Source organism: Silvibacterium acidisoli (assembly GCA_022870745.1).
Classification (GTDB): domain Bacteria; phylum Acidobacteriota; class Terriglobia; order Terriglobales; family Acidobacteriaceae; genus Silvibacterium.
Window position 1 is genome coordinate 1,269,929 of record CP085323.1, and the last position, 21,286, is coordinate 1,291,214.

Sequence of the window (21,286 nt, forward strand, 5' to 3'; positions counted from 1 at the left end):
GACACCCATTGTCTACTCAACAAATCATGCGTGGGGAACCGGACTATCTACATCCGCGGATGTCTGCCGGTTCAGATAAGCCTGACGTCGCCGGTATCCGGCAAGATAGCGGGCGTCTTCGGCGTAAGTCGTGGGGTAGATAGCAGGCACCGGCAGCGGATTCAGAGCAGCGTCCACATTAACGAAGGTGAAAGTGCAGACGTTGCTCAGCGCCGTGCTCTTGCGATCGCGGCTGATGCGGGTGATGGAAGTCTCGACCGAAATCGACGTATGGCCGGTGTAAGCGACGCGGCTGACAAAGTGCAGCTTGTCACCCATGCGCACCGGTTGGTAGAAGTTGATGCGGTCCACTGATACAAGCAGGGGACGATGACTGGCTACCAGCTCCGAACAGATGTGGGCGTACATGAAGGCGCGATGCGCCACGTATCCGCCAAAGATTTTCTGAGGGACATTTTCATGCTCGGGATAGGTACGCTCCCAGCCTTCCGCAACAAGTTCCGAGGCAAGCAGCAGGTGATGGTTCGGCTTCTCCTGCGCTTCGTGTAACCGCTTCAGCATACCGTACTCTTCGCGCGTCGGGGGCTCTTCAGCGGCATTCCTGGCTTCGCGATAGCTTTCCTTACGCTTCTGCGCGCGTTCGGCTCGCTCTTCTTCGAGAGCGGTTCTGTATTCGAGCGGCGGCAGTGGCACGCTGTGCTCGTGGCCGTCCTCCTTGCGTAAGCGCGCGACCATGGTGAAGTACGCCGATGCCACGTGCAGCAACGGATCCCCTGGCTGCTCGACACGAATGCCCACTTCGAGCGAAGTGGTACCGACGATGTTGACGCTGGCGTAGAGAACCATGTCGCGGCTGTCGTCAGGAACATTGCGAACGAGGAGAGAATCCATGGCAGCAGTTACCACCCTTGCCTCCGGATAGAATCCGCGCACATAGTTCAGAGCTGTGTCTTCGGCGAGTTTGTCGAGAACCTCGAGAAACAATCCGGCCCGCAGGTTCGAGCGCACCGGCTCATCGATCAGCTGGAAACGGCGGCGGAGTTTGGGGTCCGAACCGAACGGCAGATGCCGGATAAGAGCAGTATCGCCTGGGCTCTTGGGACGAAATGCTTCTGAGGACATGCTTCAAGCATAGCCGGTGAAAGCTACAGGAATTTGTGAGGACGAGCACACAAGGGCAAATTCCTCACTTCGCGTGGAACAACAACTCCGGGCAGAAGCTCCGGCACTCAATCCGCCGAGGTGTGGTCGAGGATGATCTGCCAGCCCTTCGAACCTTTTTCGAACACCAGCGAATAAACTCCGCTGGCATCGCCGCCTCCAGCTTGCGTGCGGGTGAGATGAAACCTGCCGGTGACGACTGCATGATTCTCTCCAAGCATTCTGACCTTAAGCTCGGAAAAGTCGAGCTTCCCCATGGCGTCGTGGTTGGCATAGGTCTTGCGATAGCGCTCGAGGATGCCCTGGTAGCCGCTGGCGATGGTCTTGCCGATGAAGGTGGTCTCGGGCGAATCCTGATAGCCGTGCATGAAGGTCTCGATATCGCCGGCGTTCCATGCTGCCTGCTGGTCGTGGAGAACTTTCTCGATGGCTTGCGCGGGTGCATCCTGCGCACGGGCGGCAGTGGGAACGGTGAGCAGTAAGACGAGGCTGGCTAGCAGGAGGATTCGGCGCATGATTCCTCATTGTCTGACGGGAGGGTGTGTTTCGGAGAAATAATTTGGGTGGGATGAAATCTCTCTCCCGCTCCTTGAATAATCGTGTCTTACTTGAGACGGTGCGGTTATCAGGGCAGAACAAGATCCTTCTTCCCACCCAAGCGGAGCTTGGATGGGGCACCCTTTATCTTCGCAGTATCTAGCGCCAAAAAATAATAAGGCAGGCCGATGGCCTGCCTTATTTCCTGAGTCCTAATCCCCAAGTCCTGAACGCTGCCTTTAAACCCACTCGCCCTGACGCATCAGCGGTTCGTGATCGCCTGACGAGGTAATTCCATCCACATCGATCTGGCCGGAGCCGATCATCCAGTCCACGTGGATGAGGCTTTCGTTCGCGCCTCTTGCCGCGAGTTCTTCGGGCGTGAGCTTGTCACCGTTTTTCACGCAGGTGCTGTAGGCCTGACCCAGTGCAATGTGGCAGGCTGCGTTTTCATCGAAGAGCGTGTTGTTGAAGAGCAGTCCGCTCTGCGCGATGGGCGAGTTGTGCGGCACCAGCGCGACTTCGCCGAGCTGGCGGGCGCCGTGGTCGGTGTCGATCATGCGTTCGAGCACTCCCTGGCCCTTGTCGGCATGGGCTTCGACGACGCGTCCTTTTTCAAAGCGCACGCGGATGCCTTCGATCATCGTTCCCTGGTGCGAGAGCGACTTGGTGCTGGTGACCGTGCCTTCCGTCATGTCCTTGTGGGGCGTGGTGAAGACCTCTTCGGTCGGCATGTTGGGGATGCAGTAGTTGCCATTGCCCGCGGTCGTGCCGCCGCCCAGCCAGAGGTGATCGTCGGCAAGTCCTACTTTGAGATCCGTGCCCGGTCCCTTGAAGTGGAGCGCGGCATAGCGCTTTTCATTCAACAGGGCCGACCGGCGATGCAGGTTGGCGTCGTGCTCCTTCCACGCGGCGACCGAGTCAGGCAGATCAGCGCGCGAGGCGGCGAAGATGGCGTTCCACAGCTTTTCCAGAGCCTCGTCAGCGGGCAGATTCGGGAAGACGGTCGCTGCCCATGCGGGAGTGGCGGCGGCAACGATGGTCCAGTTGATGTCGTGGCGGGTAATCAGCTCGAGCGCCGGACGATAAGCCTTCGAAACAGCGCGATTGGCGCGGCCTACCTTGTCAGGATCCTGCTGCGAGAGCAGGCCGGGATTGCCTCCGGCCACCGCGAGGCGGGCTGCTCCCGATTTGAAGGCCTCGGCCATGCCGTTGTAGAGCCACCCGGCTGCGTAATCGAAGCTATCGTTCGCGCCGTACTGGTAGCGGAGCAACGATGACTCCTCGTCCGACAGCAGCGTGGTCACCAGCTTCGCACCGGCCTTGTAGGCGTGCTCGGTGATGCGGCGGACGAGCGGCAGCGTGTCCAGCGTAGCCGTCATGACCAGTTCCTGGCCGGGTGTGAGGCCCAGGCCTACCTGGATGGCGACTTCGGCGAGGCGATCGAGTTTTTGGTCAAAGTTTTGAGCAGACTGCTCGCTTTTCTTAACAGGCGTTTCGGTAAGAGTAGCCATATCGTTCCCAGTGTAGTCCTATGCGCCGGGAACATTCACTCCCGACCGCCGCACCCACTGGCCGCCGTGCTTTTCGAGATAGACCCACTCGCCGCCGTTGCACAGCTCGTTGCACCAGTTATTCATATAGACGAGCGCAGCGGTGTGTGGACCGTTATAGAAAACCTGGCTGAAGAATGTGACTCCGGGATATCCCCTGTATTTGCTCTGCAGGGCGGAGTCTGCCGTGACCGACGCCTTCGCCGTTCGCAGGTCTTTCACCTGGGAATCGGTGATCAGGTCGTATTGATGTGTGACGTGGAAGATCGGCATCAGCTGAACGCGCTGATACTTGCGCGCTTCGTAGTCCTGCAAAGCCTGGTTGAAGGCACTGGGATTGTCAGGCGGCGGCTTGAGTTGCCCTTGCGGCGGTACTGCGGGACTCATGTCCGCGATGCTGACGGTAGTGTCGGCAATAGCCCATTGCGGATACTGCTCCGGCGAAAGGGTGTCGAAGGGTTTGCCGGGGAGTAGCGAGGAGAAGATTGCGTAGGAGTCGCCCACGCGGTCGGAGGGCATCTGGATAACATTCGAGGCCTGTTGGGCCAGCATGGGAACGGCGGCGAGGAACAGAAGCTTGCGAAGCATGGCGATGCTCCCTCTTACAATCCTTGCCCGGTTTGAGTCCGGGCATGTCTCTAGACGTTCCGCGCCGCGAAAATGTTCACTTGCCTGCGGAGTTAGTGTCCGGCGCTGGCGGTCGTCTGCCAGGGCGCGAGGCCCTTGGCGGGACCATCCTTGTCACGGCCCTTCACGCGGTCGTACATATATTCGTCGCTGACCGAGCCAAGTGCCTCGTTGTAAAGGCTGACTTCCCCTGCGACCTCGCGCAGCTCTTCGGAGAAGTTGTGCTCTGCGCGAAGCTTTTCAGCGGTCGCCGCCACTTCGAACTTGCTGGTCTTGAAGAACTTCTGAAATCCGCGATCGAGCAGGTGGGCGATTTCGCCACCCATGACGACGCCGGCCTTATGAACCAGTTCCGTTCCTTTGCCATCCCTGGAACGGCCAAGGATCGCTGCGCAGCCGTACTTCGAAACCAGGTATCCATTTGCGACGCCCGGCGCCTCTCGTACATCAAATTTCAGACTACGAAGTTCCGAAAGGACTTCATCGAAGGTGCGGGGCTTGATCTTCTTTGGCATCGGTCCTGATTCCCTGCGGGTTTGTGATCTGGGCAGGTCAAAAGCTACACTGTAAAGACGCGCCTGCTCCTCTCCACTCTCGCACACTGAGACAGGAAGCTGCAACGCGAGAAACGACTTATGGCAACGCTGACCGATCCAAGGACCAACCCGACCGGCACCCTCCTCGGCATATCGCTGCTGGACCGCATCGGCAACACGCCGCTTATCCGGCTGGAACGCCTGGCGGCACACCTGCCCGGCATCCAGATTCTCGGTAAAGCTGAGTGGGCGAACCCGGGCGGATCGGTGAAGGATCGTCCGGCCTCTGCGATCGTAACGGATGCATTTTCGCGCGGTCTACTGGGCGGTGGCAAGCATCTTCTCGACGCGACCAGCGGCAACACCGGTATTGCATACGCAATGCTGGGCGCAGCCATGGGTTTCGGCGTCACGCTCTGCATGCCGAGCAATGTATCGGAAGAGCGCAAGCGCATCCTGCACGCATATGGCGCCAACGTGGTCTGGACGGATCCGGGCGACGGCTCCGATGGAGCGATCCGTAAAGCGCGCGAACTGGCCAAAAACGAGACGGAAAAGTATTACTACGCCGACCAGTATGGCAACGAAGCCAACTGGAAGGCCCATTACCGCTCCACGGGCAATGAGATCTGGCAGCAGACCGCCGGGCAGGTCACCCATTTTGTCGCCGGCCTGGGAACCAGCGGCACCTTTATCGGCACCACGCGCCGCCTGAAAGAGCTGAACCCGGAGATCCAGTGCATCTCCATGCAGCCGGACTCGCCCTTCAATGGCCTTGAGGGCCTCAAGCACATGGCCACCGCCATCGTGCCCCCGATTTACGACGCTAATCTCGCCGATCGCAACATCGACATGGAAACCGAGGCGGCCTATGCCATGGCCAAGAAACTTGGCCGGACCGAAGGCCTGCTTGTCGGCATCTCCGCCGCGGCAGCCGTTGCAGCCAGCCTGCGGATTGCCGAGGAAGAAGCGGCTTCGGAACGCGAGGCCGTAATTGTCGTCATTCTGCCCGACTCGGCAGACAAATATCTAAGCGATAGATTCTGGAAGGAGTAAGGCCACGCGATGCTGAAGCTGAATGAGCAGACCTACGACGCAATCCGACGCCATGGTGAGGAGACGTACCCCCATGAGTGTTGCGGCGTGCTGCTTGGCCGCTCAGCCGACGGTGTAAACAACGTCGAGGACGCCGTGCGCGCGGGCAATACCCGCACCGACTCCGCCCACAACCGCTACCACATCGCCCCGCAGGAACTGGTGAAGATCCAGCGCCTGGGCCGGGAGCGCGGATTGGATATCGTCGGCTTCTACCACTCGCATCCGGACCATCCGGCGCAATGGTCGAAGACCGATTTCGCCGAAGCCCACTGGCTCGGCTGCTCCTACGTCATCACGGCCGTCGAAAACGGCGCAGCGAAGATCACCAACTCCTTCCTGCTGACCGGTACGACGGAGGAAGACAAGGCTTTCGAGGACGAGGCCATCGAGGTAGCCGCACTGGAAGCGGAACGATGTTGATCGCAGGGATTTGACAGCACAAATCCTCGGGCTGCGACCCAGCCCTCTATTTCTTTATCTAACGATCTAAAGGAAGAGACTGCGACATGAAGATTCATATTCCCACCCCGCTGCGCGCATACACCGACAGGCAGGACGCAGTGAGCGTGAACGCCGCAACCCTCGGCGAGGCCCTCGACGAACTGACCACGAAGCACCCCGATCTCAAGAAGCACCTGTATTCCGAAGAGGGAAAGCTGCGGGCCTTTGTGAATGTCTACCTCAACGACGAAGACATCCGCTACCTGCCCGAAAAGGAATCGACGAAGGTAGGCGAAGGCGACGCGCTCTCGATCATCCCCTCCATCGCCGGCGGGTGCTAGCCGCACGGGCATACGCGCCTTTGGCGCCTCGCTTCGTAGAGAGGTTTGGCCCTCCCTTTGGTCGGGAACTTTGATTCGTTCAGGCAGTTTGAGAAAGAGACTGGATATGACTACGACTTTGGAAACATCGGCAGCCCTGCCGGAACTGAGCAATAACGAGATTGCGCGCTACTCGCGCCACCTGATCCTGCCCGAAGTGGGACTCGAAGGCCAGCAGAAGCTGAAGGCTGCGAAAGTGCTCTGCGTAGGCACCGGCGGACTCGGCGCCCCTCTCACCTACTACCTCGCCGCCGCAGGCATCGGCACCATCGGCCTCGTGGACTTCGACGTTGTGGACGAGAGCAACCTGCAGCGCCAGATCATCCACTCGACCAAGGATGTGGGCCGCCCCAAGATCGACTCGGCTGCCGAAAAGCTCAAGGCGCTCAATCCTCACCTGAACATTGTGAAGTACGAGACGATGCTCACCAGCGCCAACGCGCTCGAGATCATCAAGGGCTACGACGTGGTCGCCGACGGAACCGACAACTTCCAGACGCGCTATCTCGTCAACGATGCCTGCGTGCTGAGCGGAAACATTCCGAACGCTTACGGCTCGATCTTCCGCTTCGAAGGCCAGGCCAGCGTCTTCGCGACCGAAGAGGGCCCCTGCTACCGCTGCCTCTACCCCGAACCGCCGCCGCCGGGACTCGTTCCCTCGTGCGCGGAGGGCGGCGTGCTCGGCATCCTGCCCGGACTGGTCGGCGTGATCCAGGCTACGGAAGTCATCAAGCTGATCCTTGGCAAGGGCGAACCGTTGATCGGCCGCCTGCTGCTGGTGGATTCGCTGAACATGAAGTTCCGCGAGCTGAAGCTGCGCAAGAACCCTGATTGCCCGGTCTGCGGCAAAAACCCGACCGTGACTGAGCTGATCGATTACGATCAGTTCTGCGGAATTACTCCTGAACCAAAGGCGGTGGAAGTGAACGGAACACAGGTACAGAACGGCATACCGCAGATCTCTCCCAAGGATCTGAAGAAGAAGCTGGATGAAGGCGCTGACATCTTCGTGCTCGACGTACGCGAGCCGCACGAATACCAGATCGCCAACCTCGGCGCAAAGCTGATTCCGCTGGGCGAGGTTGCCAACCGCTACGTCGAACTCGACAAGGATCGCGAGATCGTCGTGCACTGCAAGATGGGCGGACGCAGCCAGAAGGCCGCCGAGTTCCTGCAGCAGCAGGGCTTCAAGGTGACGAACCTCGCCGGCGGCATCACCGCCTGGTCGAACGACGTCGATCCGACGATTGCGAAGTACTAAGCTGAAGCGTTGTTAAAGCGGTGCGTCTTATGACGCACCGCTTTTTATTTGTCTCCATCGATGAACCAAATCTTCTGCAGCGTCTCTCCATCCGGCAAAACGGAATTTGAATCCAGCGTCCCGCATCCGCCCGGGAACCACGCGTCGGCTCTTCAGCACCAGTTCGGATTCTGTCCGCATCAGGAACGTTCCGATTTCGAGCAACCAGGCCGGCGCTGGCAAGCCTATTGGGGCTCCCCACGCTTCCCTGAGAATGCGCATGAAATCACGGTTCGGCAGCGGATATGGCGATGCCAGGTTGACCGCTCCATTTATTTCCTCATGAGCGATCAGCCATTCGACCGCGCGCACGAAGTCTTCCTCGTGTATCCAGGAAACATATTGGCTGCCTGCCCCCATGGGTCCACCAAGCCCGTAACGAACCAGGCTCGATAGCACCGAGAAGATACCATCACGATCGGGGCTGAGAGTGAGTGCGCTCCGCAATGCAACCTTTCGAGTGCGCGGCATCTGCGTGTTGAAAAACTCGGACTCCCAATCCCTCGCGACCCTGATCGAGAAGTTCCAGGTCTCAGGCGCACCCGGCTCTCCGCCTCCCATCTCTCCAGTAGCTTCATCCATGTCGCGATCGAAAGCGTGACGATAAATGGTAGCCGTGCTCGCATTGAGCCAGACGAGCGGCGGATGACGCAGCGAACCGACGACCTGGTTCAGCAAACGCGTGGAGAGAATGCGCGAATCGTAGATCTCACGGCGATTCGCTTCATCGTAGCGGCAGTTCACACTGCGACCGATGAGGTTTATGCATACATCTGCTCGTTCCAACACATCGCCAGCCGTTGCTGCATTCCATCGCAACACGCTCCACGGTGCAGGCTTCACGCTTCGACTCAGAACAATGACGTCATGATTCTGCGCGTGGAAATGACGTGCGAGTATCTGCCCGACCTGTCCGCTGCCTCCCGGAATAACGATGCGCATGGCTAGACCTTCTCCTCGTAGACCGCATCCAGCAGATCAGCCGCCAGTTTGTGCATCGGACGCAGAAACGGCAGCCCTGCGAGCTTCAGCGTAAGCAGCAGCATCTTCAGCGTCTGGTCGAAGAGCAGCTTTGTTCTGCGCTGCTCGTGCGAGTGATCGTAGACCCAGAAGAGAATCAATCCCATCTGGTACAGCCATAACAGGCGCGGCAGGTAAGGACTGATGCGCGGAGGCAGCTTCACCTTCGACTCGGCTACAGCGCGTGCGAAGAAGCCGATATCCTCATCTCGAATCGCGGCCGTGTCTTTACTGAAAGGCGACAGCGGGTGTTCCGGATCCGCGTGCGCTGACAATGCGCTCATCAGCCTGCGGTTTGGAGCGAAGTATTCGAACTTGTAAGCGATCACGCCGCGCAGACGGCTTTCCGGCGTGCGCGCATTATCGAGAATCTCCTCAATCTTCGGAGCCATCTCTCTTTGCGCCCGCTCATAAAAAGCCATCACGATGGCTTCCTTCGAATCGAAGTAGTAATAAGCCGCACCGACCGCAACTCCAGCCTCGGTAGCGATCTCGCGCATCGTCGCCCGCTCGAAGCCGTGCTGCTGGAAAGTACGCAGCGCGGCTTCGAGGATGCGGGCTCGTGTTTCTTCCGACTTCTTAATCTTCTCCGGGCTCATGGGCTAGACCAGCACTCCTGCATGTGCGGGACCACTTGCACGGCGACGCATCCTTGCCAACACAAACATGTTGAAGAAGTGCATGGCTCCAAGAATCAGCAGGACAACGCCGATCTTCGTACTCTCAAGCTCGATACCCTCTCGCAATGTGGCGAGCGCGCTTGTAGTCTTCAACGCCAGCGCAATGTAGCCGACGTTGACCAAATAAAAGCCGACCACCAGCAGGTGGTTCACAGAGTCCGCAAGCTCCTCGTTGCCGCGGAAGGCGTCCAGCAGAAAAACGCGGCCACTGCGGTAGAGAGTGCGAGCGACCCACATGGTGAGAGAAATACTGATGGCGAGATAACTGAAGTAACAGAGTGCGATCGGCATGATTTTCTCCTGGGCAGACTATTTTGAACGCGTTCAAATAAAACATAGACCCGAGTAAAGATCGCGTCAAGCATTTTTGAACCCGTTCAAATTCTCTTTCGATAGAGCTCGATTGCCGTCATGTCGACGAATGGCAGGAAATCTTTGCCGCCTGTTCCCACGGATGCGTATACTTCCGGATGCTAAAGAGGTTGGGTCCCAAATATGGATCTGGTACTGGTACGTATTATTTTTTTTCTGGTGCTGTGCACGGCCTGTTCCCTGCTGCGTCCTTTCGGCCTGAACCTGTGGCTTTCGGCATTGCTGGGTGCGGTTGCATCGGCCCTTGTGGTGGTCTTTGAACTGCGCGTGCGCGCGTTAAGCCTGAAACGGCTGATCGGTGCGGTAGCAGGCAGCATTCTCGGAATTTTTGGAGCCTTCCTGATCTCGCTGGTTCTGCGCGGCAGCCTGCCCGCGGGCCAGACCCTTAGCCTGCTGCAGATCTTTGTGCTCCTGCTTATGTTCTATGTCGGTCTGCTTGTGGGCACGAGCAAGGGCGACCTGCTAAACCTGGCGGCGCTTGGCGATCTCTTTAGTACAGAACGCAGCAGCTCGCGGCGCCATGTGAAAATCCTCGATACCAGCGCCATCATCGACGGACGCATCGCGGACATGGCGGAGACAGGCTTTCTCGATGGAGCCCTCGTCATTCCCGAATTTGTTCTGCGTGAGTTACAAATGGTTGCCGATTCGCAGGATGGCTCCAAACGCCAGCGAGGACGTCGCGGGCTCGACGTTTTGCAGCGCATGCAGAGCAACGCCCTGCTGACTATTCAGATCGTGGCAAACGATTATGAGAATATACGCGAGGTCGACCTGAAGCTGATCGAGCTTGCGAAGGAGATGGATGCGAAGATCGTCACCAACGATTTCAACCTCAACAAGGTTGCGCACCTCCATGATGTCGAGGTGCTGAACATTAACGACCTTGCCAATGCACTAAAGCCGGTCGTGCTGCCCGGCGAGAAAATGCAGATCGTCATCCTGAAGGAGGGCAAGGAATCGAACCAGGGGGTGGGGTATCTCGACGACGGCACCATGGTGGTGGTCGATCACGCGCGCCGGCTTATTGGCCGATCCGTCGAGATTTGTGTCACTTCCGTCCTGCAAACCGCTTCAGGAAAAATGATCTTCGGCAAGGTCGAGGAGAGCGTTCGCGGCATGGAAATCGCCAAGTAAAAGCGGTATTACTGAAGTCTTACAGATACCAGGGACGCAGAATTGTTAAGGTGGAAAGGGTTCTTCCCAAATTCTGCAAAGCTCACTGGTTCCGAACGATGTCTACGCTGGCCACTCCCCAAATCGAAAACCTCGCATCCGACTCCCAGACATTGCAACAAAGCAGGTCGCAGCACTTCCACTGGTTCCTGGCCTTCTGGCTGGTGATCTTTCACGCCGGAGCCATCGCCGCGCTGTTCTTCTTCAGCTGGCAGGCACTCGCGGTAACCGCGATCCTATGGGTGCTGGCACAAAACGTCGGCATTGCGATGAGCTATCACCGCCAGCTTACGCATCGCGGCTTCACGACTCCGAAGTGGGTCGAGCATCTCATGGCGGTCTGCGCCACGCTCGCACTGCAGGGCGGTCCGATCTTCTGGGTGGCGATTCACCGGCTTCATCATCAGCTGACGGACAAGCCAGGCGACCCGCACTCTCCGCGTGACGGCAAGTGGTGGTCGCACATGGGCTGGATGCTGCAGGGCTCGCTGCATAACCACAACAAGCTGCTGAACCGCTACGTACCCGACCTGATGCGCGACCCGTTCTATAAGTGGCTGAGCCGTTTTCACTGGGTTCCGCTTACGCTGGTGGGTATCGGCCTGCTTTTCGCGGGCGGATGGCCGTGGGTTTTGTGGGGCGTGTTCTTCCGCGTGACCATGGGACTGCATGTGACCTGGCTGGTAAACTCGGCGACTCACATCTGGGGGTCGCGCCGCTTCAACACTCACGATGACTCGCGCAACAGCTGGTGGGTCGCATTGCTCTCGGGCGGCGAGGGCTGGCACAACAATCACCATGCGCATCCCGTCTCGGCCAGCCACGGTATGGCCTGGTATGAGCTGGACTTCAACTACTGGCTCATCCGCGGACTTGGACTGGTGGGTCTCGCCAGGCGCATCAAGGTGCTCGGGCCCGATGGCGGTCCGGCGCGCATCCTGCACCCGTAACGCCTCTACACTGTAGAGAGTGACTGAAGCAGAATCGCAATCAAACTGGGACGTTATTGTTCTGGGTGCGGGGGCGGCCGGGTTAATGTGCGCCATCGAGGCGGGCAGACGCGGACGCCGTGTGCTCGTGCTCGATCACGCCGAGCGCCCGGGCAAGAAGATCCTCATCTCGGGCGGAGGCCGGTGCAACTTCACCAACCGGCACTGCAAGCCGGAAAACTTTCTCTCCACGAATCCGCACTTCGCCAAGTCGGCGCTTGCCCGTTACACGCCGTCGAATTTTCTCGCACTGGTCGAAAAGCACGGTATTGCCTGGCACGAGAAGAAACTCGGCCAGCTATTCTGCGATCGCTCCGCGCAGGAGATTCTCACCATGCTGCTCACCGAAGCGGCCGAGGCCGGCGTTACGATCCGCTGCAACATGAAGGTGCTCGGCGTGCGCCGTACCGATGCCTTCGAGATCGATTGTGAGACAGCATCTTTCCGCTCAGCCTCGCTGGTTGTGGCCACCGGTGGCCTGTCAATTCCCAAGATGGGAGCAACCAGCCTCGGATACGACATCGCACAACAATTCGGAATCGGGGTGATCGAACCGCGCCCTGCGCTGGTGCCACTGGTCTTCGGCCGCGAGGAAAGCGACCGCTTCTGCGATCTGAGCGGCGTCTCTACCGATGTCATCGCTTCGATCGGCCCCCGCAAATTCTCCGAAAGGATGCTGGTGACGCATCGCGGGATGAGCGGACCGGCGATCCTGCAGATCTCTTCCTACTGGAACGGCACTGGGCCAGTCACCCTCGACATGGCTCCGGGACAAAAGCTGGCCGCCATGGCCCAGGAACGGCGCGACGAGAGAACATTACTAGGCAAACTACGCCTGGTGCTCCCTCATCGGCTTCTTGACCGGCTTTTGGAGCTCGATCCGCCATCCGGCTGGTCGAACCAGGCGCTCGAGGACTGGGAGCGGCGGTGGCACAGCTGGAAAATCGTCCCCGAGACCACCGAAGGCTTTGCAAAGGCGGAGGTGACAGCCGGAGGGGTCGATACAGCATTTCTTTCGGCAAAGACCATGGAAAGCCGTGTTCCGGGCCTGTTTTTCATCGGCGAGGTCGTGGATGTAACCGGTCACCTGGGCGGATTCAACTTCCAGTGGGCCTGGGCTTCCGGGGCCGCGGCCGGGCGAGCGGTCTAATTTCCGGGCCGAAACCGGTTCTAACCCGCTATCGCACAGTAAAATGGAAGGGTAAGAATTCTTTGGAAGCGAACTCATGCCGACGCAATCTGAAAATGCTTTAACTGCAAAACTCACTGGCGCTGCCCGCGAGGCGGGACTGATCGTGCTCTCGACTGAAGCCGGAACAGACTTCAGCAACAAGCCCACTGCGAAATTCCGGCTTGCACTCACAGCGGATGCCCCAGCCGAGCGCGTTCTTCAGCTCGAACTCAGCGATTCCTTCGACTTTCAAAAGCCGGAGCTTGTTGCGGAGATGACCGCATTCCTGCGTGAGACCGCCCGGCGCCTGCAGAATCCGCGCCCCGATGTGTATGTTTCGCTGGAAGGCCTGCCGATCTCCTATCAGGGCTTCGCATGGCCGTTCCATCGCTCAACCTCGGGCGCCGATACGTACATCGTTCACGGAACGCTGAATCTGGAAGACGGCCAAGCCTCGACGCTCCATGCGAAGGTCTCGGCCAGCATGACGGTAACCTTTGCCGAGATCGTGCCCGCTCCGGAACAACCCTATGCGGAGACCTTCATCTACAACGCGATCCGCAAAACCCTGGACCAGGGACAGCTTGAACTGCTCAAGAGCGGCAACCGCCAGCCGGTTCCGGTGACCACGCGTTACTACTCGCGCTGGCAGAAAAAGTTTGTCTTTACGGATACGACCGAAGAGAGCCGGATGGATTATCTGGCGATGAAGGTCTACTGGCTTTCCGGCGTGCTGGGCGGTAAGCAACCGGTATGGATCGCCGATCCGCGCGACGCACAATATCTGAACTGCACTCCGGAAGACTTGCTTAAGTCGGCGAACGATCTGGCGCGGCAGGGTGCGATTCAGCTTAACGGCGACGCAGCCTCTGCAACCGATCTGCTGCTGGGTCACGCCGAGTACTACCAGACGAAAATGGCCGCGGCGCTGGCAGCGACCAAGCCCACCTTCAACGAAGACATGCGGCAGGGCCACACCAACATGTAGTCCCACTGGCACCCACCGCTCTCGCGGTGGGTGCCGGAATACCTACTTCGTAATCTTCGATCCACAAATACTGCAGAAATTGGCATCGGCGTTGATAGTCGATCCACAGGCGGGGCACGCCCTCGAGTAGACAGCAACCGCCGGTGTCACAGTACCCATCTGCGCCGCGATGTAGGCGGCCAGTTGCGCGTTATATTCGCGAACGCGCTCGGGCATGAAGAATGCTTCGATCATCGATACCAGCGTAGGAAGCCCCGTCCAGAAAAAGCAGCAGTAGAGAATGCCAAGGCCGGTGCGGCGCAGGTAAAAGTGATGCGCTCCAAACGTACCGAGAAAAAGGGCAAAGAGAACACCAACAACTTCGTCTTTCTGCCAGGCAGACATCTGAGCCTGAAAGGCCGCCCGTTGCTGGTCGTTCCAGCCTGCTGCAAGAAGCGGGGTCGTCGCAATCATCGGAACTCCTTTCTGAGTTGCGGTACAGGAAGCATACGTGTTTCCTGAGGAATTGGTTCCGGAATTCAGTTAGGCTTCAAGGCAGCGAAGGCATGATGAATTTCTTCTCGAGCAGCCTGATCGGTTTTTTCTTCGGTGTTTTCTTCGGGGCCGGCTGCGCCCTGGCGGTGATGTATGCGATCTACTCTGGCGGATATCGTCGAGGTATAACTGATTCGCTTCGTCCGGAGAAATCGGACCTCTATCGCCGCTGGCTGCCGCATGCGGAAAAACAACTGGCGAAAGAACGAAACAAAGCAGGCAAGTGACGGAGGTCACGTTACTCACTCGTTCCTCTTTCGAGGTATCGTTCAGGGCCGGAAGTGCAATGGCCAATTATTTGCAGCACATACTAGAGTTAAGTGCATCAAAGCTGTACATAAGCTCAAACACAAGGAGATTCTTCCAATGCAGGTACTTTGCATGGCTAATCAAGATTTCGCAGACGTCACTTGTAAGGTCTGCGGTGAGGCATACAAACTTTACTTCGAGCGCCCCAGCGGCCGCGAAGACGCGATTGCCCGTGTTTCACAGACTTTGGTCGAACATCATGAAACGGGTGACGGCATGAACGTCCATCCGCTGAAGCCATTCAACGTTCCTGCATGGTCGGGTAAGGCACAGTATTCTGGTGCGGCGCTGCTCGGCGGCGCGCCCAGCTGGGCGTAAGTTTTCGGTACAAAATAGTGAGGCGCGGCCGTTGGCCGCGCCTCTTGCTGTTTCTGCGGGCGAATCAGACCTGCATCACTTCCGCTTCCTTCTTGCGGCCGATCTCTTCGATCTTCTTGATTTCCTCATCCGTAAGCTTCTGAACCTCTTCGAGCGAACGCTTTTCTTCGTCGGCCGAAATCAGCTTCTCCTTCGAGGCCTTCTTGATGGCGTCGTTCCCATCGCGGCGGATGTTGCGGAGGCCGGTGCGGTGGTCTTCGAGCATCTTGTTCAGTTGCTTGACCACATCGCGACGGCGCTCTTCGGTCATCGGAGGCACTGGAATGCGTACGACCTTGCCGTCATTTTGAGGGTTGAAGCCTAACTCCGGCGCGCGCAGTGCCTTTTCAATCTCGCTGACCAGACTGGGTTCCCATGGCTGGACGACGATCGTGCTGGCGTCCGGTGTGTTGAGCTGCGCAACCTGGCTCAATGGGGTCGGCGTGCCGTAGTAATCGACACGAACCGCGTCGAGCATCTGGATGGAGGCACGTCCGGTGCGAAGCGAGGTCAGGCTCGTCTGAAAATCCTTGACGGCCTTGTCCATACGAGTGCGGAGCTGCTGGTACTGATCTTTCAGGGCAGGAATGCCTGCCATAACTGCTGGTGCCATGATCTCTCTCGTTCCTCTGCTCAGTGCTTTCGAATCAGTATTTTAAACCACCATGCGGACACCGCTGGCGGCATCGGCCTGCTCATGCGCGTGATAGGACGAACGCACCAGCGGACCTGACTCCACGTGGCGGAAGCCCATCCTCAAAGCCTCTTCCTTCATGAACGCGAATTCTTCAGGAGTGTAATAACGCGTCATCGGCAGGTGGTCTTTCGATGGACGCAGGTATTGGCCGATGGTAAGCACGTCGGTTCCCACATTGGAAAGGTCGCGGTAGACATCGAGGAGCTCGTGCATCTCCTCGCCCAGGCCAACCATGACGCCGGTTTTGGTCACGACGGTCGAGTCGAGCTCCTTGGAGAACTCAAGCAAACGCAGGGTGCGCTCGTAACGCGCTCCAGAACGCACTGCTCGATACAGTCGAGGCACCGACTCGGTGTTGTGGTTCAGGATTTCAGGGTGCGCGTCGACAACGATGCGGATGGCATCCTCGTTCCCTTGAAAATCGGGGATCAGGACTTCCACCTGGCATCCTGGCGCCTGCTTGCGAATCTCCTCGATCACGAGCGCGAAGGCGCGGGCACCGCCGAGAATATCGTCATCGCGGTTGACGCTGGTGATGACGGCGAACTTCAGCCCCAGGCTGGCAACGGCTTCGGCCACGCGGCGCGGCTCGTCCAGATCGATCGCCTCAGGACGGCCCTTAGGCACTGCACAGAAGCCGCAACGGCGCGTGCAGAGATTACCCAGCATCATGAAGGTGGCTGTCTTGTGATTCCAGCACTCGCCGATGTTCGGGCAGTGGGCCGATTCGCAGACCGTATGCAGATTGAGCTCGCGGGCCAGCTTCTTCAGGTTGTGATAGTTGTCGCCCACCGGGGCGCGGGCCTTAAGCCACTCCGGCTTGGGAGCGGGACGCTTGGGCGCGAGGTCGATCTGTACGAGTTCAACGCTTGTTGCCATGACTCTTTATTGTAAATCGAGAGCGGTTGTGGCGCTCCTCCGGGACAATTCAGGGGGATACGAAGTCTTGGTCGTGCCGCTGCCCTGTTTCATCAGAGACGCGCACGAATTCACGTACAGGCGACTTGCCAGCGAGACAGCAGGAGCGCGTTTCGCGTCTGGGCAAAATCCCCCCTCGCAGCTACTTCACACGCTGCAGCACTTCTGGGCGGATGAGATACAGGAAGAAAATCAGGTTGACCACGACCATCACAATCATCGGCCCCTGGTGAAAGCGGACGAGCATAAAGGTGCCATAACAGACCGAAAGAAATGCCGCGGCCAGCGTGAGCGCCCAGCCCCAGCGACGCAGCCTTAGCAGGCCGTTGGCGGCGACGGCAAAGAAAACGCAGATAATCATGACCACAGGCGGCAGGTTGTGCGTCATCACGCCAACCAGCCCGAGTCCGCAGAGCGCCAGCATCCACATGCAGATGACGGCCATGCCGGGGAGCAGTCCTTTATCGTTCGGCGATTTCGCGAGAGTGATTTTCTCGATGGGCTTCATAGAGTACGCAGATAGGCCAGAAGGTCAGCCAGCTGTTGCGAGTCCATGGTATCTCCAAAAGCCGGCATCATGTTGCGCCCGTGAATGATGACGTAGCTCACGCGGTCGTCGTTCGCGGGAGCTCCGCTGGGTAGGTATTTTTCTTTGTAGAGGGCCTGCAGTCCGGGTCCGCGATACGCCTTCTGATCGTTGGCATGATGGCAGCGTGCGCAATCGGCGATAAAGACAGCGCGCCCCGCGTGCTCCTGCGGCGTCAGTTCGCTGAGCGGCTTCGATGGAGGCGGAGGCGGACCACAGGCTGAAAGAAATGCCGCGCCAAGAGCGAGCAGAGATAGCTTGGAAGCACCGTAAGAGACGCGTCGCATCCCCGTCCTTTTTCGCGCCCATACAGGCAAGAGAGTTAAGCTCTGCCTGATGATACCAACCTGGCTGACAGCTGACGTGCGATCAATTCGTCTGCGCGATGGCGGCAACGATGCGGTCCATCGCTACACGCGCCGCATCTCCGCCGGGATTGCGTTCATTGCAGAGAATCGAGAAGCTCAGAGTCTTTCCGCTGGCCGCTACCAGGTAGCCGCTCAGTGCATTTACCTCGGCGAGGGTTCCCGTCTTGGCAAAGACCTTGCCTTTGAGAGCGGGCTCGGCAAAGCGTCCGCTTAACGACCCATCGACTCCGCCGACAGGCAGGCTTGCACGATACTCCGCGCCCCACGGCTGCTTCTCCGCATAGGTCAGCAGCTGCGTGAGTGCGTGCGGCGTGATCATGTCGTCAGGCGAAAGACCGGAGCCGTCGAAGAATAAGAACTCAGACGGATCGACGCCTGCCTGCATCAGGAACTGGCGCACGACGCGCAAACCCTGCGGGATCGATCCGTCACCGGCTTCAAGGCGCCCCAGCAGATGCAGGTACAGCTCTGCATGCAGGTTCTGACTGACCTTGTTGGTGACGGTAATGTCCTGCTCGAATGGCGGAGAGACATGCGTGCCGAGGACGCGGTCGCCGTTCGCGGGCGGCTGAATGGTGCTCAGGCTTAGCGGATGGAGCACAATCGGCTGGTCGACCTCAAAGCGGAACGGCTGCGTATCGGTCACAGAACGATGCTGCGCGCGCGCCGCTCCGCTAACGACGATGCCATGCGCAAGCAACATCTGCTTCAGCGAAATGGCTGCGTACTCGGCCGGGTCTTCGATAGCAAGACCCACGTGTAGCCCCTTCTGGTTAACGCTGCCGTAAACGCGCACTTCCTTCGAACCCAGTGGGCGTTCGAGCCCGGGGTTCGCTGCCTCCGTGCCCGGCAACACCGTCAGCGAACTCTTGAGCGTGTAGTAGGGCGTGTCCGGTGTCCAGGGAGATGCCGGCGTCGACGGATCGCCGCTTACCGGCAGATTCAGAAAGACGATGTTGTCGTTGACGGTGAGCGCGGAGACCGGCGCGCCATAACTCCAGGCGAGGTCGTCCCATCCCCAGCCCTGCCCATAACGCTCCCACGGGAACCACGTATCGTCTCCTACAACATCGCCATCGATCTCGCGCACTCCCTGCGCGTAGATCTGGTCGGCGATGCTCTGCAGGGCCATCAACGGCGGGTTCGGCCGCTCTGTCTTATCGGCATAAGGATAGCTTCTGCCCGAGATGGTCGGATCGCCCGCGCCCAGTAGCATGAGATCGCCATGCAGGTGCCCGCTGGCATCGACCGTTCCGTGTGCGACCGCATTCGTTGTAAAGGTCACCCTGGGAGGCAACAGCGCTAGCGCCGCGGCGGTCGCAAGCAGCTTCGCATTCGAGGCTGGAGCGAAGTACTGCTGGTCGTTCAGCGCATAAACCGGCGCGCCTTCAGCAGACACGACCGAGATACCCCAGTGCGCACGTGCCACCGCCGGGTCAGCAAGAATCTGCGTGATTGCCGCAGGGAGATTCGTAACCGTGACGCGTCGTTTCGCCGGCCGTGCGTGTTTGGTCGCAGCCTGCGCGGGCACGGCGGCGAGCGATGCGGCAAGGAGGACAGCACAGTAGAGTCGAAGTTTCATCCTTGGGCGGAGTGTAGCATTGAAATCTTTGGCCGAATGTAGCATTAAAATAGTTATGGCCTTTGCACGACGCGCGCAATTTGATTGGCAGCTTCGCTCTCGCAGCCTGGCGCTGGGCATGCAGACATTGGTGATGGGCGTCCTCAACGTCACTCCCGATTCGTTCTCTGATGGCAACCTCTATCTCGATAAGAATGCTGCGATCGATCGCACGTTGCAGATGCTCGATGAAGGCGCGGACCTGATCGACATCGGAGGCGAATCGACGCGTCCCGGCAAGTACGAAGAGGTCTCGGCCGAGGAAGAACAGCGCCGCGTGCTGCCGGTGATCGAAGCCGTGCTGAAGCAGCGTCCCGACGCGTTGTTTTCCATCGATACATACAAGGCTTCCACTGCAAAGGCCGCGATTGAAGCAGGCGCAGAGATCGTCAACGACATCAGCGCCTTCACATGGGATGCCGCCATGGCCCGCACCTGCGCGGAGCTCAAGTGCGGCGTCGTGCTCATGCACACACGTGGGCGTTCGGCGGAGTGGCGCAATCTGCCCTCTCTGACTGCACATGAAGTCGTGCCACTGGTCGTGGATGGTCTGCGCGCGAGTCTGCAGATCGCGATTGACGCGGGAGTTGATCGCAACCGCATCGCACTCGATCCTGGATATGGCTTTGGGAAATCCTTCGACGAGAACTATCCGCTGCTGGCGCATCAGGACGAGCTGAACAGCCTGCATCAGCCGCTGCTGGTGGGCGTCTCGCGCAAGTCATTTCTTGGCCGTACGCTGGCGCCTTTGCACGGAGGCCACGATGCATCCGTTAGCGAACGCGGCAATGCAACCATCGCAGCGACCACCACGGCGATTCTTGCGGGAGCGCATATTGTCCGCGTACACGAGGTGCGACCGGCGCTCGAAGCGGCACGGATTGCGGATGCGGTTTTAGTTCAGGCTTAGAAGCGAAAATACTTTCTGTTTCTAAACCAAAAAGAAAAGGCGCGATTGCTCGCGCCTTTTCTTTTGCCTGCTGAAAACTTAAGCAGCAGCCTTGGTACCGAGTGCCGACTTCGCCTGCCCGACCAGCGTGGTGAATGCAGCAGCATCGTGGATGGCAATCTCCGAGAGGATCTTGCGATCGAGCTCGACACCGGCCTTCTTGAGGCCGTTGATGAGCTGCGAGTAGCTGATGCCGTTCTGCTTCGCGGCAGCGTTGATGCGGACGATCCAGAGCGAGCGGTACTGGCGCTTCTTCTGCTTACGGCCGCTGTAGGCAAACTTCAGGCCGCGTTCGACGGCTTCCTGTGCTGCCTGGTAGAGCTTCGATTTTGTAAGGAAATAACCGCTTGCGCGCTTGAGGATCTTTTTGCGGCGGTCGTTACGTTTTGTTCCACGTTTTACGCGGGGCATTGCTGTTCTCCATTTGGCGTTTTAAAAATGCGGCTGGAGGCAGGAGCTTTCGCTTAACCTCTTCACTCGCTTGTCAATCCTGATCGCGTCCTTCTTGCAAAGGAGGGCCTGCGAAACGCTTGCGCAGACCTTGCACGCTAAGTGCAGATCAGGCGTAAGGAATCATGCGGGCAACCTTCGCGTGGTCGGCGTCCGAAACCAGAGCGCTGTGTGCGAGCTTGCGCTTGGTCTTGGTCTCCTTCGACGTGAGGATGTGGCGCATCTTCGACTGGCCACGGACGATTTTGCCCGTACCGGTCTTCTTGAAGCGCTTGGCTGCGCCCTTGTGAGTCTTCAATTTAGGCATGGTTATCCTGCTTGGTAACTGCTTGTTTACAACATCATCCAGTATATGGGATTCGGTGCCGGTTGGCCAGAGCGAAAAAATGTGCAAACTGTCTCGGGGTTGGCGATCTTCCGTAACTTTCGGAGGTATGTCCTATCTTGCTACGCTGCAAAGGCTCACCC

27 protein-coding genes are annotated in these 21,286 nt (G+C 58.8%); 11 read left to right on the plus strand and 16 right to left on the minus strand.

All coding sequences use genetic code 11. The features are described 5' to 3' along the window. Positions 1–24: 24 nt before the first annotated feature. The 5 genes from LJD29_RS05100 to LJD29_RS05120 all read right to left on the minus strand — a co-directional run bounded on the left by LJD29_RS05100 (position 25) and on the right by LJD29_RS05120 (position 4,393). The gene (locus LJD29_RS05100; protein ID WP_446744675.1) at positions 25–1,122 is read right to left on the minus strand and encodes a hotdog domain-containing protein; all 1,098 of its coding nucleotides are present in this window, start codon (positions 1,120–1,122) and stop codon (positions 25–27) included. A 107-nt stretch (positions 1,123–1,229) separates the two neighbouring features. Beyond that, the gene (locus LJD29_RS05105) at positions 1,230–1,676 is read right to left on the minus strand and encodes a YybH family protein (protein ID WP_446744676.1); all 447 of its coding nucleotides are present in this window, start codon (positions 1,674–1,676) and stop codon (positions 1,230–1,232) included. A 261-nt stretch (positions 1,677–1,937) separates the two neighbouring features. Beyond that, positions 1,938–3,212 carry an aminopeptidase gene (locus LJD29_RS05110; RefSeq protein WP_446744677.1) on the minus strand — a complete coding sequence of 425 codons (1,275 nt, stop codon included), beginning with the start codon at positions 3,210–3,212 and terminating at the stop codon, positions 1,938–1,940. Between the two features lie 18 nt (positions 3,213–3,230). Continuing rightward, on the minus strand, positions 3,231–3,839 hold the full coding sequence (locus LJD29_RS05115) for a hypothetical protein (protein ID WP_446744678.1): 609 nt from the start codon (positions 3,837–3,839) through the stop codon (positions 3,231–3,233). A gap of 92 nt (positions 3,840–3,931) precedes the next feature. Continuing rightward, complete coding sequence (locus LJD29_RS05120) at positions 3,932–4,393, minus strand: hypothetical protein (RefSeq protein ID WP_446744679.1); 462 nt, start codon at positions 4,391–4,393, stop codon at positions 3,932–3,934. A gap of 120 nt (positions 4,394–4,513) precedes the next feature. Here LJD29_RS05120 and LJD29_RS05125 point away from each other — a divergent pair, with 120 nt between their 5' ends. From LJD29_RS05125 to moeB, 4 genes are all read left to right on the plus strand, one after another. Then, complete coding sequence (locus LJD29_RS05125; protein ID WP_446744680.1) at positions 4,514–5,470, plus strand: PLP-dependent cysteine synthase family protein; 957 nt, start codon at positions 4,514–4,516, stop codon at positions 5,468–5,470. A 9-nt stretch (positions 5,471–5,479) separates the two neighbouring features. Beyond that, entirely contained in the window at positions 5,480–5,932 is a 453-nt protein-coding gene (locus LJD29_RS05130; RefSeq protein WP_446744681.1) for a M67 family metallopeptidase, read from the plus strand. 86 nt (positions 5,933–6,018) lie between these two features. Then, positions 6,019–6,294 carry a MoaD/ThiS family protein gene (locus LJD29_RS05135; RefSeq protein WP_446744682.1) on the plus strand — a complete coding sequence of 92 codons (276 nt, stop codon included), beginning with the start codon at positions 6,019–6,021 and terminating at the stop codon, positions 6,292–6,294. Positions 6,295–6,400: 106 nt separating this feature from the next. Next, positions 6,401–7,594, plus strand: a complete 1,194-nt coding sequence (moeB, locus tag LJD29_RS05140; protein WP_446744683.1) for a molybdopterin-synthase adenylyltransferase MoeB — start codon at positions 6,401–6,403, stop codon at positions 7,592–7,594. Positions 7,595–7,621: 27 nt separating this feature from the next. On the opposite strand, the gene LJD29_RS05145 is transcribed toward moeB, so the two are convergent. Genes LJD29_RS05145 through LJD29_RS05155 form a run of 3 tightly spaced genes read right to left on the minus strand, consistent with a single transcriptional unit; the run spans position 7,622 to position 9,624 of the window. Continuing rightward, positions 7,622–8,575 (minus strand): TIGR01777 family oxidoreductase, encoded by a 954-nt coding sequence (locus LJD29_RS05145; protein ID WP_446744684.1) that lies wholly within the window; start codon positions 8,573–8,575, stop codon positions 7,622–7,624. A 2-nt stretch (positions 8,576–8,577) separates the two neighbouring features. Continuing rightward, positions 8,578–9,252: a TetR/AcrR family transcriptional regulator gene (locus LJD29_RS05150; protein ID WP_446744685.1), complete on the minus strand. Its 675-nt coding sequence runs from the start codon at positions 9,250–9,252 to the stop codon at positions 8,578–8,580. 3 nt (positions 9,253–9,255) lie between these two features. Further along, the gene (locus LJD29_RS05155) at positions 9,256–9,624 is read right to left on the minus strand and encodes a hypothetical protein (RefSeq protein ID WP_446744686.1); all 369 of its coding nucleotides are present in this window, start codon (positions 9,622–9,624) and stop codon (positions 9,256–9,258) included. 204 nt (positions 9,625–9,828) lie between these two features. Between LJD29_RS05155 and LJD29_RS05160 the strand changes: the two genes are divergently transcribed. The 4 genes from LJD29_RS05160 (at position 9,829) to LJD29_RS05175 (ending at position 14,029) form a co-directional block, all read left to right on the plus strand. Then, the gene (locus LJD29_RS05160) at positions 9,829–10,842 is read left to right on the plus strand and encodes a PIN/TRAM domain-containing protein (protein ID WP_446744687.1); all 1,014 of its coding nucleotides are present in this window, start codon (positions 9,829–9,831) and stop codon (positions 10,840–10,842) included. A gap of 98 nt (positions 10,843–10,940) precedes the next feature. Further along, positions 10,941–11,831, plus strand: a complete 891-nt coding sequence (locus LJD29_RS05165; RefSeq protein ID WP_446744688.1) for an acyl-CoA desaturase — start codon at positions 10,941–10,943, stop codon at positions 11,829–11,831. 19 nt (positions 11,832–11,850) lie between these two features. Continuing rightward, the gene (locus LJD29_RS05170) at positions 11,851–13,020 is read left to right on the plus strand and encodes a BaiN/RdsA family NAD(P)/FAD-dependent oxidoreductase (protein ID WP_446744689.1); all 1,170 of its coding nucleotides are present in this window, start codon (positions 11,851–11,853) and stop codon (positions 13,018–13,020) included. Between the two features lie 76 nt (positions 13,021–13,096). Beyond that, entirely contained in the window at positions 13,097–14,029 is a 933-nt protein-coding gene (locus tag LJD29_RS05175) for a hypothetical protein (RefSeq protein ID WP_446744690.1), read from the plus strand. Between the two features lie 42 nt (positions 14,030–14,071). Here LJD29_RS05175 and LJD29_RS05180 read toward each other — a convergent pair whose 3' ends face one another. Next, positions 14,072–14,482 carry an NINE protein gene (locus LJD29_RS05180; RefSeq protein ID WP_446744691.1) on the minus strand — a complete coding sequence of 137 codons (411 nt, stop codon included), beginning with the start codon at positions 14,480–14,482 and terminating at the stop codon, positions 14,072–14,074. 92 nt (positions 14,483–14,574) lie between these two features. Here LJD29_RS05180 and LJD29_RS05185 point away from each other — a divergent pair, with 92 nt between their 5' ends. Next, positions 14,575–14,790 carry a hypothetical protein gene (locus tag LJD29_RS05185; RefSeq protein ID WP_446744692.1) on the plus strand — a complete coding sequence of 72 codons (216 nt, stop codon included), beginning with the start codon at positions 14,575–14,577 and terminating at the stop codon, positions 14,788–14,790. Positions 14,791–14,944: 154 nt separating this feature from the next. Continuing rightward, a complete protein-coding gene (locus LJD29_RS05190) occupies positions 14,945–15,190 on the plus strand; it encodes a hypothetical protein (RefSeq protein WP_446744693.1) in 246 nt (81 codons plus the stop codon). 64 nt (positions 15,191–15,254) lie between these two features. Here LJD29_RS05190 and frr read toward each other — a convergent pair whose 3' ends face one another. From frr to dacB, 5 genes are all read right to left on the minus strand, one after another. Then, on the minus strand, positions 15,255–15,842 hold the full coding sequence (gene frr / locus LJD29_RS05195) for a ribosome recycling factor (protein WP_446744694.1): 588 nt from the start codon (positions 15,840–15,842) through the stop codon (positions 15,255–15,257). A gap of 42 nt (positions 15,843–15,884) precedes the next feature. After that, a complete protein-coding gene (gene lipA, locus LJD29_RS05200) occupies positions 15,885–16,805 on the minus strand; it encodes a lipoyl synthase (protein ID WP_446744695.1) in 921 nt (306 codons plus the stop codon). 181 nt (positions 16,806–16,986) lie between these two features. Continuing rightward, a complete protein-coding gene (locus tag LJD29_RS05205; protein WP_446744696.1) occupies positions 16,987–17,352 on the minus strand; it encodes a hypothetical protein in 366 nt (121 codons plus the stop codon). Next, complete coding sequence (locus tag LJD29_RS05210; protein WP_446744697.1) at positions 17,349–17,717, minus strand: c-type cytochrome; 369 nt, start codon at positions 17,715–17,717, stop codon at positions 17,349–17,351. Before LJD29_RS05210 ends, LJD29_RS05205 begins: the two co-directional genes overlap by 4 nt. A gap of 82 nt (positions 17,718–17,799) precedes the next feature. Next, positions 17,800–19,380 (minus strand): D-alanyl-D-alanine carboxypeptidase/D-alanyl-D-alanine endopeptidase, encoded by a 1,581-nt coding sequence (dacB, locus tag LJD29_RS05215; RefSeq protein ID WP_446744698.1) that lies wholly within the window; start codon positions 19,378–19,380, stop codon positions 17,800–17,802. 55 nt (positions 19,381–19,435) lie between these two features. Here dacB and folP point away from each other — a divergent pair, with 55 nt between their 5' ends. Then, the gene (gene folP, locus LJD29_RS05220) at positions 19,436–20,329 is read left to right on the plus strand and encodes a dihydropteroate synthase (RefSeq protein ID WP_446744699.1); all 894 of its coding nucleotides are present in this window, start codon (positions 19,436–19,438) and stop codon (positions 20,327–20,329) included. A gap of 78 nt (positions 20,330–20,407) precedes the next feature. Here the strand turns inward: folP and rplT are convergent, their stop codons facing one another. Both rplT and rpmI read right to left on the minus strand, forming a co-directional pair. Then, positions 20,408–20,779 carry a 50S ribosomal protein L20 gene (rplT, locus tag LJD29_RS05225; RefSeq protein WP_446744700.1) on the minus strand — a complete coding sequence of 124 codons (372 nt, stop codon included), beginning with the start codon at positions 20,777–20,779 and terminating at the stop codon, positions 20,408–20,410. Between the two features lie 148 nt (positions 20,780–20,927). Then, positions 20,928–21,125, minus strand: coding sequence for a 50S ribosomal protein L35 (rpmI, locus tag LJD29_RS05230; protein ID WP_446744701.1), 198 nt, complete (start codon positions 21,123–21,125; stop codon positions 20,928–20,930). Positions 21,126–21,286: the final 161 nt, after the last annotated feature.

Bases quoted from the DNA above. Each gene is read 5' to 3' on its own strand.
- LJD29_RS05210 (WP_446744697.1), bottom strand. From the start codon at position 17,717: ATGCGACGCGTCTCTTACGGTGCTTCCAAGCTATCTCTGCTCGCTCTT.
- LJD29_RS05150 (WP_446744685.1), bottom strand. From the start codon at position 9,252: ATGAGCCCGGAGAAGATTAAGAAGTCGGAAGAAACACGAGCCCGCATC.
- LJD29_RS05205 (WP_446744696.1), bottom strand. From the start codon at position 17,352: ATGAAGCCCATCGAGAAAATCACTCTCGCGAAATCGCCGAACGATAAA.
- LJD29_RS05145 (WP_446744684.1), bottom strand. From the start codon at position 8,575: ATGCGCATCGTTATTCCGGGAGGCAGCGGACAGGTCGGGCAGATACTC.
- moeB (WP_446744683.1), top strand. From the start codon at position 6,401: ATGACTACGACTTTGGAAACATCGGCAGCCCTGCCGGAACTGAGCAAT.
- LJD29_RS05185 (WP_446744692.1), top strand. From the start codon at position 14,575: ATGATGAATTTCTTCTCGAGCAGCCTGATCGGTTTTTTCTTCGGTGTT.
- LJD29_RS05190 (WP_446744693.1), top strand. From the start codon at position 14,945: ATGGCTAATCAAGATTTCGCAGACGTCACTTGTAAGGTCTGCGGTGAG.
- rplT (WP_446744700.1), bottom strand. From the start codon at position 20,779: ATGCCCCGCGTAAAACGTGGAACAAAACGTAACGACCGCCGCAAAAAG.
- LJD29_RS05135 (WP_446744682.1), top strand. From the start codon at position 6,019: ATGAAGATTCATATTCCCACCCCGCTGCGCGCATACACCGACAGGCAG.
- LJD29_RS05100 (WP_446744675.1), bottom strand. From the start codon at position 1,122: ATGTCCTCAGAAGCATTTCGTCCCAAGAGCCCAGGCGATACTGCTCTT.
- LJD29_RS05180 (WP_446744691.1), bottom strand. From the start codon at position 14,482: ATGATTGCGACGACCCCGCTTCTTGCAGCAGGCTGGAACGACCAGCAA.
- LJD29_RS05105 (WP_446744676.1), bottom strand. From the start codon at position 1,676: ATGCGCCGAATCCTCCTGCTAGCCAGCCTCGTCTTACTGCTCACCGTT.
- frr (WP_446744694.1), bottom strand. From the start codon at position 15,842: ATGGCACCAGCAGTTATGGCAGGCATTCCTGCCCTGAAAGATCAGTAC.
- LJD29_RS05110 (WP_446744677.1), bottom strand. From the start codon at position 3,212: ATGGCTACTCTTACCGAAACGCCTGTTAAGAAAAGCGAGCAGTCTGCT.
- dacB (WP_446744698.1), bottom strand. From the start codon at position 19,380: ATGAAACTTCGACTCTACTGTGCTGTCCTCCTTGCCGCATCGCTCGCC.
- lipA (WP_446744695.1), bottom strand. From the start codon at position 16,805: ATGGCAACAAGCGTTGAACTCGTACAGATCGACCTCGCGCCCAAGCGT.
- LJD29_RS05125 (WP_446744680.1), top strand. From the start codon at position 4,514: ATGGCAACGCTGACCGATCCAAGGACCAACCCGACCGGCACCCTCCTC.
- LJD29_RS05120 (WP_446744679.1), bottom strand. From the start codon at position 4,393: ATGCCAAAGAAGATCAAGCCCCGCACCTTCGATGAAGTCCTTTCGGAA.
- LJD29_RS05115 (WP_446744678.1), bottom strand. From the start codon at position 3,839: ATGCTTCGCAAGCTTCTGTTCCTCGCCGCCGTTCCCATGCTGGCCCAA.
- LJD29_RS05155 (WP_446744686.1), bottom strand. From the start codon at position 9,624: ATGCCGATCGCACTCTGTTACTTCAGTTATCTCGCCATCAGTATTTCT.
- LJD29_RS05175 (WP_446744690.1), top strand. From the start codon at position 13,097: ATGCCGACGCAATCTGAAAATGCTTTAACTGCAAAACTCACTGGCGCT.
- rpmI (WP_446744701.1), bottom strand. From the start codon at position 21,125: ATGCCTAAATTGAAGACTCACAAGGGCGCAGCCAAGCGCTTCAAGAAG.
- LJD29_RS05160 (WP_446744687.1), top strand. From the start codon at position 9,829: ATGGATCTGGTACTGGTACGTATTATTTTTTTTCTGGTGCTGTGCACG.
- folP (WP_446744699.1), top strand. From the start codon at position 19,436: ATGGCCTTTGCACGACGCGCGCAATTTGATTGGCAGCTTCGCTCTCGC.
- LJD29_RS05165 (WP_446744688.1), top strand. From the start codon at position 10,941: ATGTCTACGCTGGCCACTCCCCAAATCGAAAACCTCGCATCCGACTCC.
- LJD29_RS05130 (WP_446744681.1), top strand. From the start codon at position 5,480: ATGCTGAAGCTGAATGAGCAGACCTACGACGCAATCCGACGCCATGGT.